This window comes from Limnovirga soli, from assembly GCF_013106755.1.
GTDB lineage: Bacteria > Bacteroidota > Bacteroidia > Chitinophagales > Chitinophagaceae > Limnovirga > Limnovirga soli.
Genome location: NZ_WHPF01000006.1, coordinates 21,837 through 37,924 on the forward strand (window position 1 = coordinate 21,837; position 16,088 = coordinate 37,924).

Genomic DNA, 16,088 nt, shown 5'->3' on the forward strand with positions numbered 1-16,088 from the left:
GAGGCGAAGCTGAAACAACTTCGCCTTCTTTTTATGCAACAACATTTATTTGATGATCCACATTTCTGCATTGATATCATCCTGACCGCCATATTGACTAGATAAAGCAGCAGCAAGATTGGTACCATTTACAGTTAACTCGTTAGATGGATACTGATACCTTTTAGGAATTACACCACCATTACCAGAACCTGAACCTGCATCAAATGAAGGTATACCAGTTCTACGCCATTGGTAGTATGCCTGTAAGCCAGAGTTGCGGGCATATGCCAGGTATTTTTGTGTAAGTATCTGGGCTAAACCATCGGCGTTATTGCCTTTATATTTTACACTTGACTGGTTAAAATAACCGTCGAAACTAAATGGAACTGTGTAGGTAATATTTGAACCACCCAAACCCTGGAAATAAACTGTATTATCACCATCTATAATACCATAGAAATCGAACATTGCAGTAGTACCTTTTTTATACCATGCTTCAGCATCACCGGTAATCCATCCGCGGTTGATAGCTTCTGCTATGCAGAAACAAACTTCTGGATAGCTTACAATAAGTGTTGGCTCAGCAGCATAGCCAGTATAATAGTGATGGTAGTTATACAATGATAATTTACCTTCTCCAGACTGTGTTGCCAATGTACTAACATCCTCACCTGATTTCGCACCTACAAATGAGCTATATGAAGTATCGCTAAAGCCAAGACCACGGGCAGGCTCGGCCAATACCATTGCACGAATATCATGCAGGTTACCTAAGGTAGATAACAGCGTTGCAGCAAGGTTTAAACGGCCTGCATTATTACCATAGTTAGTGATATTATCCGGGTAATAATTGTAGGTTGCATTATACTCGTACTGCAGATTATCATCGTTACTGGTAAATATTGGATATTGACTTGGGTTGTTAAAAATGGTAGCAAATTGTTGTTTAACATTAAGATCTGCATCATCTGCACGTTTACTTAATTCAATTAATACACGCAATTTGTAACTGTTTACAACTTTTTGCCATTCTACCAATGCGTCGCGGCCATTAGAACCACTGAAAGGAGCATTGATTCTTTCTTTATAATAGAAATCACCAGAGAATTCAAGAAAACCATTGCCTAAGAAATCGTTCAACATAATATTAGCAGAATCTAACCATGCCAAAGATTGTTTGAAGATTTCTTTTTGAGAATCGTAAACGGGAGCCGGATTGTCTAAGCCCTGTAATGCCGCACTCATTGGTAAATCGCCCACTTTCTCGGTCATATTTACGAAGAAATATGCACGGAAGAAAAGGCCTAATGCATGATAAGGATTGTTATCAGAACCAGCAAGTCTTCTTGCTTCAGACTCCATTGCCAATACATTTCTTAAAGTACCATAATTTAAATTGGCACTACCGCTCCAGTATTGGTTTTGACCATAGTAGGTATAATTGGAAACAATAAACTGGCAGGCTTTATCTTCATCACCACCAGGATATACAATCATATCATTTAAAATAACCGGCAATACCAAAGATGGTGGAACCTGCAGTGGCAGGTTTGAATTTTTTGAGTAGTCCTCAAACTTTTTCGAACAGCTGGTGACAAGCACTACCGCTGTAAGAGCAAGTATTATTTGGAATTTTACTGATTTCATATAAAATATTTTTTGCTTTAATTTATTAATAGAGCCAATAAACAAAGTGAATTTAGAATACAACATTTATGTTAATACCATAGCTTCTGGTAGTTGGTGTTTGGAGATCATATTCTCTGTTAATACCACCAAACAATGTACGACCAGGATATTGATCAACATCAATATCATGAAATGCTTTAGGGAAGAAGTAGAGCAGATTTCTACCTACCAATGAAATATCTACTTTATTAATAAATGATTTACCCAACACTTTTGAAGGCAAAGAATAAGTAATAACTACCTGACGAAGTTTAGCGTAGGTTTTGCTTACCATAGTGTGCTGAGGATCGTTATAAAAGCTACTTACATAATCCTGAATCCACTGTGTAGCAGTAGCATTTGGTGCAAATTGTAAATCTTTGTAGTTGGTAATTACACCGGTAACAGGATCGTATTGAATACTGGCACCATTAGAAATTTGTACACCATCATTACCCAGCATTGGAGATCCGTCTGCATTGTATGCACCAGCATAGCCTGCATCGCCCCAATGTTGAGATTCGTATAAACGGGCATCGCCAATCACACCTTCAACGGTATTTTGACCACGGCCACCTTCAGTAAGTTTACGCAAAACACGGTCTTGTATTTTACCACCTACCATTCCATCAAACTGGAAAGAGAAGCTAAAAGATTTGTATGAGAATTTGTTATTAATACCCCAAGACCAATCAGGATCGGCGTGACCTAAATATTGGGCTTTAGGTAAATACATTGGGAAACCAGATTCATCATGAATTACTTTACCATCGGGAGTTAATGCTTCATAGCTACCAAAAAGCTGATCAACACGGTCTCCAATATGATAAGGATATCCAGTACCATTTGACACTTCTGTTACGCCACCTGCAAATGCAGTAAACACCTCTTTATAGCTGGCCCAGTTTACCAATACATCCCATGTTAAACCATTTTTGGTTTGAACCGGAGTACCAGTAATTGAAATTTCTCCACCTGTTCTTTTTGTTGCACCACCATTAGTAGTAAAATAACCAAGACCACTAGTTTCAGATAATGACTGATTAGAAATGTTTGGACCATCCTTATATTGGAAATAAGTAGCATTCAAACCCACACGGTTTTTAAGGAAACGGGCATCAAAACCAAACTCATAGTTGCTTCTTGAAGATGGTTTGATATCTGTATTGATTACATAATTTGGAGAACTGGCCTGTGTTTGGTTATTATAACCTGGGTATGTTGCATATGGAGGTGTTGACAAACCAAAACTTGGTCCATCATATGGAGTAAAATAGTTATTACCATATCCTACAGGGCTACCTACACCAAGGCTCTGAAATGCTGTACCAACATAAGAACTTGCACCACCGCCTTTTACATTTGCGTAACTACCCCTAACTTTTAAGAAGGAGATAGCTTTTGGCAAACTAATATAATCAGACAGCGCAGAACTTAAAGTTACTGAAGGATAGAAACCTGAATTATGACCTACTGGCAACGCAGAAGTTTTATCCACACGGCCTGTTGTTGAAACAGTGAAATACTTCTTATAGGTAAGATCAACTGAGTAGTAGGCACTTAACATCAACAAATTTGAACCATAAGAGTAAGCCCTGATTGGTTTTAAAGTATTGGCAAAAGTGTAAACATTAGGTATAATCAATTGATCGGTACTTACATAACTTGAAGTAAATTTCATGCTACGGGCAGTTCCACCACCAAATGCGCTAAGAGAAAATCCACTGTTTGCCACATTTTCCTTATTAAACCTTACAATCAAATCTGTATTATTTTCCCAAAGATCACGACGGTCTTCACGGTAGTTACCATGATTATGTTCATCACCATAAGGGTGGGCAGAGAATGGTAATTTTTCAGATCTTAATACGTTGTATGTAGTTACATTAGAACGTAACATCACATCCAGGCTCTTATTAAATTTATAGGTTAATGCTCCCCAACCATAAATATCATTTTTGTAATGGCTTCTTAACCACTCATAACTACTGAAATAAGGATTATGGTAACGCTTATATTCAACAAAGTTTGATTGAATACCTTCTTTACCCGGCTGCCAGTAATTAACAATATTTGGGTCAAGTACATTCCAGTCAGCACCTGTCCAAACATCTATATTATATATAATACTGTTTGGTCCATACACCGCATCCGGGATATTTGGTGTAAACTGGCGGTTATAATTTAAACTACCTTCTACTTTAAATTTGTCAGTAACATCGTAGCTACCTAAAATATTAAAGTTAATAGCGTTTAATTGTGTATTAGGTGTAATACCTGTTTGGTGTGTATTAGAAACAGACATACGAACCGAAGAACGGTCGTTAGCTGTTGAAAAGTTAACATTATTGGTGGTTAGTAATCCAGCCTGTAAAAAGTTCTCCAGGTTATTTTTACCACGTGCCACCCATGGAGTTGGCTGAATATGACCTGTATAGGTTTGGCCATTGGCAAAAGTGGTTACATAATTTTGGGTTGGGTCATAAGGACCATCATATTGAGGCAGTAACAATCCGGCATCTAAGCGGGGGCCCCAAACATCATAGTCTTTATCATTTACACCAGATCCTGAACCATTGCTATTGTAGTCGCCAAAAGCATATTTTTGGTTATCACCACCACCATACTGGTTTTGCACCTTAGGTATAGCAATAAAACCTTTATTAATTTGCGTACTGCTATTTACTTCTACGGTAAAGCCTTTGTTATTTTTCTTACCTCTTTTAGTAGTAATTAAAATAGCGCCATTAATACCGCGGCTACCGTACAATGCAGCAGCTGTAGGCCCTTTCAATACTGTATAAGTCTCAATATCATCGGGGCTGATATTCCAGGTATCTGAATTAATTGGGATACCATCTACTACATAAAAATTCAGCGGAGATCCGCGAAGTAATACTGTTGGGGAAGCCAATAATTCCTGGTTTATACCAACATTTAAACCTGCTACTTTACCCACTAAACCGTTAACCGGGTTAGATTCACGGGCTTTAAGCAAATCACTGCCTTTTACTTCCTGTACTGAGTAACCCAGGCGCTTGGTTTCTTTTCTAATACCCAAGGCCGTTACTACTACATCATTTAATTGTGAGTTACCAACAGACAACGCAATTTGCAGGTAATCACTTCCGGTAACTTTTACCTGTTGTTCATCATAGCCAACATAAGTTACCATAATAACATCACCTTTTTGAGCTGCAATAGAAAACTCTCCATTGGCATCAGAGATTGCAGATTTAGATGAGCTCTTTATAAAAAGAGAAGCTGCAGCTATCGGACTTTTTGAAGCTGCATCTACAACTTTACCCCGCAGGGTAAACCCCTGGGCATTGGCGCCCAGAAACAAAAAAAGGGAACAGCATATTAAAATGCATCCCTTTAACAATGAATGTAATTGTTGGATCATAAGTGTTAGTTTAGTTAAATGTATGCAAATCTACCCTTACAAAAATGCCTGACAGCCAAAATAATATTAACAAATAGTAAAGTAATTGTAAACATTTATAACGTAACAATTATTTAAAATACAGAAATACTAAACTTTCTAAAAAAAACCTATCATATAAAATGCATCCAAATGTTACCAAATTGTTGCCCCGGCTATTGAAAATTAAGCAACTTTTCTTGCGTCGCACTCTTCAACTGCATAAATCCTAATCAGCCAAAAAAAAGCACTATTTATTAACCTCACTAATTACTACCCAAGAGCAGGACTTTTTTACCAAAATATATTTATCAATAGCTTTTGCAAATATGAACTAGGTAAAATGTGCAGGTTTTAAGAAGGAAAAAAATCAAATCCAATAATTTATGCAAACAAATAAATAGTAAACCTCTCTTTAACAAACGGTGTAATTTTTGACAAAAATCTTACACTAAAACCCTTTGTATTTAAATTTAATTATATACATTTAAGTTACAGTTCAAACATTAATTTTTTTATATATATAATCAGATTTTTATATATATTACATCAATAAAATATCATTCAACCCCCATGATAAATACGGTATTATGCATAGATGATGACTTTACCACTCAGTTTCTTACTAAAATATTATTAAATGATGCAGGCATAGGCGGCAATTTTGTAACAGCCAATAATGGCAGAGAAGCGCTTGATTATTTACATAACCTGCTTTCAAAAAACATTAATGATAAAAATGTACCTCAACTAATATTACTTGATTTAAATATGCCAATTATGGATGGTTGGGAATTTTTGGATCACTATTCAAAAAATTATGCCAATAAATTGCCCCTGGTAAAGGTGTATATAAACAGCTCCTCTATCGATCCCAAAGATTACGAAAAGGCCAAAACATATAGTTGTGTAAAAGATTTTATTTCCAAGCCCCTTAATGAAAATTTTGTACATGTGTTGAAAGCTACCTTGGAATAATAGATATCATCCTGCTCACAAAAAACTAATCAGATAATCCTTTTTTTTAGCGGGTAAGGCATTAAACGAAAAATATTGTTGAATAACCATTTAACCTTTATTAATATACCCTATTGCATTTATATTTTTTGACGATAAAAGCGATGCAGATGAAAGGATTGCGACGCAAGGAAGATGCCATTTGGGTAAAGGCTGGTATCAGCAAAAAAAATTAATTAATTACTGATATAAAGCATAGTTTTTAATAAAAATCCTGAGTAAATTTATATGTTAGGCTAAAAGAATAAAATATAGAAGTATAAGCCTTTTGTTTTTCAAAGGGTGTATAACTTTTAATATTTGCCTGTGCGATACCAGGCATCAAATCAACGATTACTATGCCCGAAAAAATTGAATTACTTACCAGGCGTAACAGGTATTATGCTGTAAACAGCAAAATAAACACTGCTATTCTCCGAATAAAAGACAAGTACCTTTTATTGAATGAGATTTGCCGTATTACCACCGAAGATGGAAATTTTAGAATGGCTTGGGTAGGACTTAAAAATTCATCAGCCTTTTTTGAACCTTTTGCATGGAGCGGACATGAAGCTGGTTATTTATCTATTATCAAAATTGCATCCTGCAATTTTGATCCAAATAGCAATGAATCTCATGTTTTTGACAGAAAAGAATACCTGATAAGCAATGATATTTTGGCCAACAAAGAAAAAAATAAATGGTGGGCTGCAGCAGAAGAAAGAAATTATAAATCATTTATTGCATTACCCATTATACTACAGGAAGAAACTACTGGCATTTTTATCATCTATTCAGAACAGTTAAATTACTTTATAGATGATGAAGAAATAAAGCTACTAAATTCTATCGCCGAAAATATCTCCTACGCGCTGGAAGCAATTGAAACTGCTCATTCAAATAAACAATACCAAATTGCGCTACAGGAAAGGGAATCGCATTTGAAATTATTAATTGAAAATTTAAATGCGGGCCTGGTAGTACACGATGCCAGCGCTGCCATTATATTATGGAATAATAAGGCAATTGAACTATTAGGTTTAACCACCAATCAGATGTTTGGCAAAACGCCAGTGGATGAGGCATGGCACTTTATTCATGAAAATGGCACTAAAATGGCAATAAATGATTACCCGGTTATGCAGGTAATAAACACATTGGCGCCATTAAATAATTTGGTTTTAGGTATTGTAAAGACAATCAATGAGAAACCAGTTTGGGTATTGGTAAATGCTTATCCGGAATTTACCCAGCAAAACGAATTAAAGCAGGTTGTGGTAAATTTTGTAGACATTACTGCCCGCAAAGAAGCTGAACTGGCATTAATCCAATCTGAAAACAAACTATTTGCCTTTTTTAATTCTTCCAAAGACGCTATAGTTTTATTAGATAAGGAATATTCCATTTTATCGTTTAATAATAAGGGTAATGAAATTATAGAATTGGTGTTTCAAAAACCAATGACCATTGGCGGTAATATAATAGATTTTGTGCACCCTGGGGTAAGGGAGGATTTTAAGATACATTTTCAAAAAGCTTTTGAAGGACAGGAAATTCACACTGAACGTTTTTTGCCCTTTCCAACCTTATCCAAATGGTGGTCGTTTACTTATACACCTATACACAGCTCAGCGGGTGAAATATTTGCTATTGGACTAATAATAAGTGATATTGATGCCACCAAAAGAGCAGAAGAAGCACTTAGGCTAAGTGAAGAAAAATACAGGATGATTGTAGAAACAACATCAGAAGGTATTTATATGATAGATAAAGATGGCTATCTCACTTTTGTAAATGAGCAATTACCCAAAATGTTAGGGTATTCTAAGGACGATGATATCATTGGTTCTCATGCATTCAGGTTTTTGAAAAAAGACCTTATCCCATTAGCCACTGAAAGGCTGGAGAAAAGAAAAGAAGGCATATCAGAATCGTACGACCTTACCCTTGTAAAAAAGGATGGCTCCTTTATAACCGCCATGCTTTCATCCAACCCCATTTTTTATGAGGGGGTTTATCAGGGTGCATTGGTGGTAGTAAATGACATTACCGACCGTAAAATAGCCGAAGAGTTACTAAGGGAATCAGAACAAATGTTTGCTACGGCATTTAAAGGCAGTCCAATTGCCATTTCAATTACATCACCCATTGACGGTACGATTTATGACGTAAACGAGGTGTTTTTAAAAGATTCCGGGTATACCAGAGAAGAATTAATTGGCAATACTACGCTTAGCCTTAACTTTTACTCTAAAGAAAGCGACCGTAATTTCATCTTATCTTCCATTCAAACTAATGGATATTTATATAATTATGAATGCTTATTTAAACCCAAGAACAATCAATTACTTACCTGCCTTCTTTCATCAGTAAAAGTTAGTATTAAAGGTAAGCCACTGGTACTGTCTTATGTGGTAAATATTACCGATAGAAAAAATATAGAAACAGAATTACGTACCAGCGAAGAAGAGAATAAAGCCATTGTAAATGCCATTCCCGATCTATTATTCAGATTGGATAAAGAGGGGATTTTTATTGATTTCAGGGCCAGCAAATACGAAGAACTTTTAGCGCCACCTACCTTTTTCCTGGGCAAACATATCAGCGAAGTATTACCAAAAAACATAGCTGATAAAGCTATGCAAAGTATTGAAAAAGCGATTTCCACAAAAGAAATGGCTGCATTTGAATACGAAGTACAAATAGATGGTAAAAACAATTTCTATGAGGACAGGATTGTGGCTCTTTCCAACGGAGAAGTTTTATCATTTATAAGAAACATCACCGAACGCAAAACCAATGAAAGCCAGCTGATAGAATCTGAACAAAAGTTTTCTCAGGTTTTTAACAGCAGTCCTGTTCCTATTACGCTGAGTGCTTTGGATGGTACTTTTGTAGATATTAACAGAGAGTTTATTCTCCAATCAGGGTTTACAAGAGAAGAAATAATTGGGCATACTTCACTTGAATTAAATTGCTTTGTTGTTCCGGAAGAACGCAGTAACATGATAAATGAAGTGCAACAACATGGTAGTATGTTAAACAGGGAATTTCTGTTCCGTAAAAAAAATGGAGAAATTATCAATGGCTTAATGTCTGCAACCATAGTACATATCACAGGCGTTCCCTACTTATTATCATTTATAATTGATATTACAGAGCGTAAAACAGCGGAAAAAGAATTACTAAAACTTAACGATACACTTAACAAAAAAACTTACGAACTGGCCACATCCAATCAGGAACTCGAAAGGTTTGCCTATATAGCATCACACGATTTACAGGAACCATTGAGAATGATTACCGGATTTTTACAACTTTTTAAAAGCAAATACGACCATAAGGTAGATGAACTGGGCGATCAGTATATTCAGTTTGCCGTAAATGGCGCAGAAAGGATGAAAAACCTGATAAAAGATCTGCTGGAGTATTCGCGTATTGGCACTAATAAAGAAGCAGCCATTGTTACAGATTTAAACCAAACAGTACAGGAAGTACTACAGCTTTTTAGCAGCACAATTGAAGAAGAAAAAATACAAATCACAGTGCCCGCATTGCCAACTATTTTGGCCAACAAAACCCAAATGGCTCAGTTGTTTCAAAACCTTATTGGCAACTCCATTAAATACCGCAAAAAAGAAAACGCAATCATCCAAATCGAATACACCAATAACACCGAAAATCATTTATTTAAAATCTACGACAACGGTATTGGTATAATGCCCAACAGCATACATAAAATATTCAATGTATTTCAAAGGGCACATAGCGAAACATCCAAATATCCCGGCACCGGTATAGGTTTATCTATTTGTAAAAAAATTGTAGAATTACATGGCGGCAAAATCAGTGTAGAATCTGTTTATGGTAAAGAAACTTCTTTCTTTTTTTCCATTCCAAAACAGTATACGCAGCAATTGCAGTAATTTTTTTTGTTACAGGCAATAGTAATAATGGCATCGCTGCTTGTGTCACTCACTTGTACGTTCCACATTTATGGCGACAATGCCAGCTGTTGGAAAAAAGATGCCATAAATGAGGAACCCTGAACCGAGCGTGGCAATTGCTGATGCCCAATGTACTTCAGCTGGGTACATACACAAATAACTACACTTTTTTAAGCATAATCAAATAGGTGGGAAAATGATCGCTATAACCGCCGCGATAGGTATTACCATCCCATGTTCTCATTGGATAGCCTTTGTATTTACCAATATTTTCAATTAAAAACTCTTTATTAAAAATATGCTGCTTATAAAAAAAGAAACCGTTTTGCTCTTTATTTAACCAGGAGGAGGAAATGATGATTTGATCGAACAAACCCCAGGCATCCTGATAAGCCAGTGTACCAATGCCTTTTTTGTACATTTCTACCCATGGGTTATAAAAACCACCGGCACTTACTTTTTCCATATCGCCTTTGGCGCCCATTACCCTGGTAAGCGATGGGCTAATGGGGTCGTCGTTCAGATCGCCCATTACAATTATTTTGGCATTCAAATCAGTTTTTTGAAGGGAGTCGATAAAGTCCTTGCCCACCTGTGCAGCTGCGGCACGTGCAGGGGCACTTCGCTCCTCCCCGCCCAACCTAGAAGGCCAGTGGTTTACAAAAACATGTACGGTTTCTCCGTTTAATTTGCCCTTAACCCATAACACATCCCGGGTAAAAAAAGATTCTTTAGAACCGCTTGGCAGGCGTACAAACAATTTACGACTATCTTCTACCACAAAGTATTTGGGATTATATACCAACCCAACATCCACACCACGAAGGTCTTTAGAGTCGTAATGCACATAATGGTAGTTTCGGTTTTTTATTTGTGGGTTTGCTATCAAATCATTTAAAACGGTATCATTTTCAATTTCAGCAACACCTAATAAAGCCGGGCCATCGGGGTTAACCTCGGTGCCAATTTGTGCAATTACCGACGCCAGGTGCTGTATTTTGCTGGAATAAATCTTACTATTATAATTTTTATCGCCAAGTGGGGTAAATTCATCATCATTTACAATTGGGTTATCTATCGTATCGTAAAAGTTTTCCAGGTTATAAAAAGCTACAATGGCTACTTTATATTGTTGCTTTTGAGCAGTGGCAAACATGGATAAAAAACAAAGAAGCAAAAAATAAATATACCTCATATACACAGTTATAACACAAACATACAACTTGAGAAGTGAGGCAATATTAATTATTGATTATAATTTATGCTGGCTGGTATATATACATTAACATGCCTATTTTTGTCGCCGACCAAAACAACCTTATGCGAAAATTGATATTAGGGGCGATTAGCTGCTTAGCTATAAGCATTTGCGTAGCACAAACCAGCCCTACTCAAAACAAAGACTCAACAGGCCGGTTAGATTCAACCATTCTGGACGAGATAAAAGACAATGTACTGGACAATATTCCGGTAATTTCTCTGGACGATAATGATCAAACTGATGTTAACTCGCAAAACATTTCCTCTGTTTTAACGGCAGGCAGAGATCCATTTTTCTCAGCTGCTTCGTTTAACTTTTCTCCTGCCAGATTTAGAGTTAGGGGCTATGATGCAGATTTATCGGGTACTTATATGAATGGGGTACCGATGGACAATCTGGATAATGGTTTTACCCCCTTTGGTTTATGGGGAGGTTTAAATGATGTAATGCGCAACAGGGATGTATCCTTAGGCTTGCGATATAATACATTTTCATTTGGTGATATAGGAAGCACAACCAATATAGATTCCCGTGCCAGCAAGCAACGTAAAACAACCAGCTTTAGTTATGCCAGTTCCAACAGAAGTTATGATCATCGCTGGATGTTAACCCATAGTACTGGTATTAATAAAAAAGGCTGGGCATTTACTGTATCAGGCAGCAGGCGTTGGGCAGATGAAGGTTATGTACCCGGCACTTATTATAATGGCTGGAGTTATTTTGCTGGTGTAGACAAACGTTTTGGTCAAAAACACCTGCTATCTCTGGTATCATTTGGCGCACCAACTGAAAATGGCCGTCAGGGCCCTGCGGTACAGGAAATGATGGATTTGGCTGGCAGCAAATATTACAACCCTTACTGGGGCTACCAAAATGGCAAAAAAAGAAATGCCAATATAGGTAAAACATTTCAGCCGGTTACCATACTTACACATGATTTCAGGATAAACAACAATACATCGCTGATTACTGCAGCAGGATATACATTTGGTAAAAGAAGCGTATCGGGTATTGACTGGTATAATGCACCAGACCCAAGGCCGGATTATTACCGGTATTTACCCAGCTATCAAACAGATCCCTACCAAAAAGATCAGATTACTGACCTTTTACAGAATAATGAAGCTGCCCGCCAGCTAAACTGGCAAAATTTTTATGATGTAAACAGAGATCATACCGCTACTATTGCCAATGCCAATGGTATTGAAGGAAATAATGTTACCGGTAAACGCTCACTATATATAGTACAGAACAGGGTTACCAATACCCAGCGATTTAATTTTAATACCGTTATAAATTCCAGGATAAGCAATAATGCAGATTTTTCTGGTGGCCTTTCTTTTCAGATGCAGCGCAATAATTATTACCAACAGGTAGAAGATTTACTGGGTGGTGAATTTTATGTAGACCTTAACCAGTTTGCTGAAAGGGATTTTCCTAATAATAACGACGCAGTACAAAACGACCTGAATAACCCAAACAGAATTTTACATAAGGGAGATAAATATGGCTACAATTATGATATTGATGTAACAAAAGCTGCTGCCTGGTGGCAAACTGTTTTTAAGTTTAATAAAATAGACTTTTTTATATCCAGCGAAATTGCACAGAACAAATTCTGGAGGGTTGGTAATGTAAAATCAGGTTTATTCCCTGACAATTCTTTTGGCAAATCTCAGGTACAGGAATTCATCAATTATTCGGTAAAAGCAGGTTTAACCTACAAAATAAATGGCCGCAATTATATTTACGGGAATGCATCCTATATTACCAGACCACCGTATTTTGAGAATGCATACATTTCACCTAGGAAAAACGATATTGTACAGGCCAACCTGAAAAGCGAAACCATAGAATCAGTGGAAGGTGGTTATATATTAAATGCACCAAAATTAAAATTGAGATTAAGTGGGTATTATACCAACTTTAAGGGCGGTTTTAATGTACTTACCTTCTATCATGAAACCTATAGAAACTTTGTTAACTATGCAATAAGCAATATTGACAAAGTGCATTTTGGCGGCGAGTTTGGTTTTGAAGCAAAAGTGGTTAAAAATGTAACACTTACAGGTGCAGCAGCCGTGGGTAGATACTATTATAACAGCAGACAAAATGCGGTAACCACCCTGGATAATACTTCCACTATATTGGATAACCAATTGGTGTATAGCGAAAATTTCAGGGTAGCTTCTACACCTCAGGAAGCGTATAGTTTGGGGCTTACTTACCGTTCTCCAAAATTTTGGTTTGTAAGCTTAACCGGTAATTATTTTGATCAGATGTGGCTTGATTTCAATCCCATCCGCAGAACATACCCGGCGATTGAAGGTATTGATCCCAAGAGCAATGAATGGAGAAGCATTATTGATCAAACCAGGTTTAATTCACAATATACTGTTGATTTTTTTGCAGGCTACTCATATAAACTACCAAAATCAATACACCCGAAAAGGGCTACATTTTTGGTGTTTAATGCTGGTATAAATAACCTGCTGAATAACCAGAATATTGTAACTGGTGGATATGAACAATTGCGTTTTGATTTCGATACACGTAATCCGAATCAATTTCCTCCAAAATTGTTTTATGCCTATGGTTTAAACTATTTTGTAAGTGTAACCATACGTTATTAGTATTTGGTAAGCTGCTGAATAGTATTGTTAGCGATGAAGAGTGCGACGCAAGAAAAGCTATATTAATAAAAAAAGTTTGGCCCAAAAAAAGGCCGTAAAATATTTAAAGCCCCCTCACTATGCAAATAAGAAATTGGAAGACTAAAAGAACACTTAGCTGGTTGAGTTTATTTGTTTTTATAATTACCCTGAGTATAATTGTGGTTTCGTGTAACAAAAAATTTGATGAGCCACCATCATATGTTGGCCCGAATATTACCCCTGATTTAGCCATTAGCGATTTAAAAGCCATGCACACAAATGGTGGGCTGGAATTAATTACTGAGGATAAAACCATTGGCGGTGTAGTTGTTGCAGATGACCTGAGTGGTAATTTTTATAAAACAATTGTAATACAGGATGAAACCGGTGGTATACAAATTAAACTGGACGGCTTTGATTTATATACCCAATACCCAGTTGGCCGTATGGTGTATATTAAGGTAAAGGGACTTTATCTTGGCGATTATAATAAATTGTTACAACTGGGTGGTGGCATTGATAATACGGTAAGTCCTGCCAGACTTGGCTATCTAGCTTCTACCCTATTTGATCAATACATCATTAAGGGCAGCCTTAACAATGTAATAACACCTAAAGTAGTAAAGGTGGCCGACCTGAATGATAGCTATCAAAATACCCTTATTCAACTGGATAATTTTGAATTTGCTACAGGCGATACGTCCAAACAATTTGCGGATGTTACTTTAACTGCATCTGCAATAAACTATACCATAAAAAGTTGCGGTGGTGAAAGCATTATTTTAAGAAATAGCAGTTATGCAGATTTTGCCGGTTATGACCTGCCAAATGGCAATGGTAGTATTTTGGCTATTTACACCGTTTTTGGTTCTACCAAACAATTGAATATCCGCGACTCATCTGACGTTAAATTTTATAATACCCGTTGCGGCGGTGGTGGTGGAGGCGGTGGCGGTACCGGTTCTATTATCAGTATTTCAGATTTAAGGGCTTTATACACAGGTACCGAAGTTAGTTTAGGTTCTTATCAGGTTAAAGGCATTGTGATTTCTGATGCAGGTAGTAAAAACATTTCTGCCGGCAATATCATTTTACAGGATGGCGCCAAAGGCATTGCCCTTTATTTTGGGAGTAGCGCTGCAACCAGCAATTTCCTGATTGGAGATTCATTGGTGGTGGATATTACCGGTGGTACATTAAAACAATTTAGTGGTTCGCTGGAAGTGGTACTACCTTCTTCCTCTTTACCAAATACCAAGGCGGGTACAGGTAAAACAGTTACGCCACAAACGCTTACTGTATCGCAGTTTAACAGCGCCATGCCAGATATTGAATATACGCTGGTTAAATTTGTTGATGCTACCGCCAGCGGCAATGCCACTTATAGCGGCAATAATACGTTAACGGATGCCTCGGGCTCAACTACCATGTATACTAAAACAGGCTCATCTGGCGCCACTTTTGGGGGTGACGCCTTGCCTACAACTGCTAAAACATGGGTTGGTTATGGTAGTATGTTTAACAGCACCAAACAATTCTCCATCCGCAATACAGCCGATGTTACCGATGGTGGCAGCAATGGCGGTGGTGGTGGTGGAGGCGGTGGAACCGGCACTGCAGACCTTATTTTCTCTGAGTATATTGAAGGTTCTTCCAATAATAAATACATTGAAATTTATAATGCAGGCAGTGCTGCAGCCGATTTGTCCAGGTATATAGTAAAACTATATGCCAATGGTACAACTACTGCCACCAATTCTGCCAAATTAGATACTTTGGTAGGTAGCAGTACCCTTGCACCTGGTGCTATATTGGTGCTGAAACAACCAAGTGCTGTACTTGCTTTACCAGGTGGTGTTACCGCATTTAGCAGCAGCGTTTGTAATTTTAACGGTGATGATGCGCTTACCATTGAGAAAGATGGTACAGTTATAGATGTTTTTGGAACAGTTGGTACCGACCCAGGTACCAGTTGGACAGTCGCAGGCAGTACCAGTGGTGCAGCAGATAAAACCGTGCGCCGCAAATCTACCGTTACTGCGGGAAATACAGATTGGGCCAGTTCATCTGCCAATGAATGGGATTTAGCTTCTACTGATGATGTATCCAATCTGGGTAGCCGATAATACTTGCTAAACTCAAATTTACTAAAGCCC

The 16,088-nt window shown here is 37.3% G+C and carries 7 protein-coding genes; 4 read left to right on the forward strand and 3 right to left on the reverse strand.

Annotation, left to right across the window (positions count from 1 at the left end; genetic code table 11):
* Positions 1-45: 45 nt before the first annotated feature.
* Complete coding sequence (locus GD597_RS09105) at positions 46-1,629, reverse strand: SusD/RagB family nutrient-binding outer membrane lipoprotein (protein ID WP_171607538.1); 1,584 nt, start codon at positions 1,627-1,629, stop codon at positions 46-48.
* A 52-nt stretch (positions 1,630-1,681) separates the two neighbouring features.
* The gene (locus GD597_RS09110) at positions 1,682-5,056 is read right to left on the reverse strand and encodes a SusC/RagA family TonB-linked outer membrane protein (RefSeq protein WP_171607539.1); all 3,375 of its coding nucleotides are present in this window, start codon (positions 5,054-5,056) and stop codon (positions 1,682-1,684) included.
* Between the two features lie 591 nt (positions 5,057-5,647).
* Between GD597_RS09110 and GD597_RS09115 the strand changes: the two genes are divergently transcribed.
* On the forward strand, positions 5,648-6,052 hold the full coding sequence (locus tag GD597_RS09115) for a response regulator (protein ID WP_171607540.1): 405 nt from the start codon (positions 5,648-5,650) through the stop codon (positions 6,050-6,052).
* 377 nt (positions 6,053-6,429) lie between these two features.
* Positions 6,430-9,996 (forward strand): PAS domain S-box protein, encoded by a 3,567-nt coding sequence (locus GD597_RS09120; protein ID WP_171607541.1) that lies wholly within the window; start codon positions 6,430-6,432, stop codon positions 9,994-9,996.
* Positions 9,997-10,177: 181 nt separating this feature from the next.
* Here the strand turns inward: GD597_RS09120 and GD597_RS09125 are convergent, their stop codons facing one another.
* Complete coding sequence (locus GD597_RS09125; RefSeq protein ID WP_171607542.1) at positions 10,178-11,212, reverse strand: endonuclease/exonuclease/phosphatase family protein; 1,035 nt, start codon at positions 11,210-11,212, stop codon at positions 10,178-10,180.
* A 125-nt stretch (positions 11,213-11,337) separates the two neighbouring features.
* Between GD597_RS09125 and GD597_RS09130 the strand changes: the two genes are divergently transcribed.
* Together GD597_RS09130 and GD597_RS09135 are read left to right on the forward strand one after the other, a co-directional pair.
* Entirely contained in the window at positions 11,338-13,911 is a 2,574-nt protein-coding gene (locus GD597_RS09130) for a TonB-dependent receptor domain-containing protein (RefSeq protein WP_171607543.1), read from the forward strand.
* A gap of 119 nt (positions 13,912-14,030) precedes the next feature.
* Positions 14,031-16,058 carry a DUF5689 domain-containing protein gene (locus GD597_RS09135; protein ID WP_171607544.1) on the forward strand — a complete coding sequence of 676 codons (2,028 nt, stop codon included), beginning with the start codon at positions 14,031-14,033 and terminating at the stop codon, positions 16,056-16,058.
* Positions 16,059-16,088 lie beyond the last annotated feature (30 nt).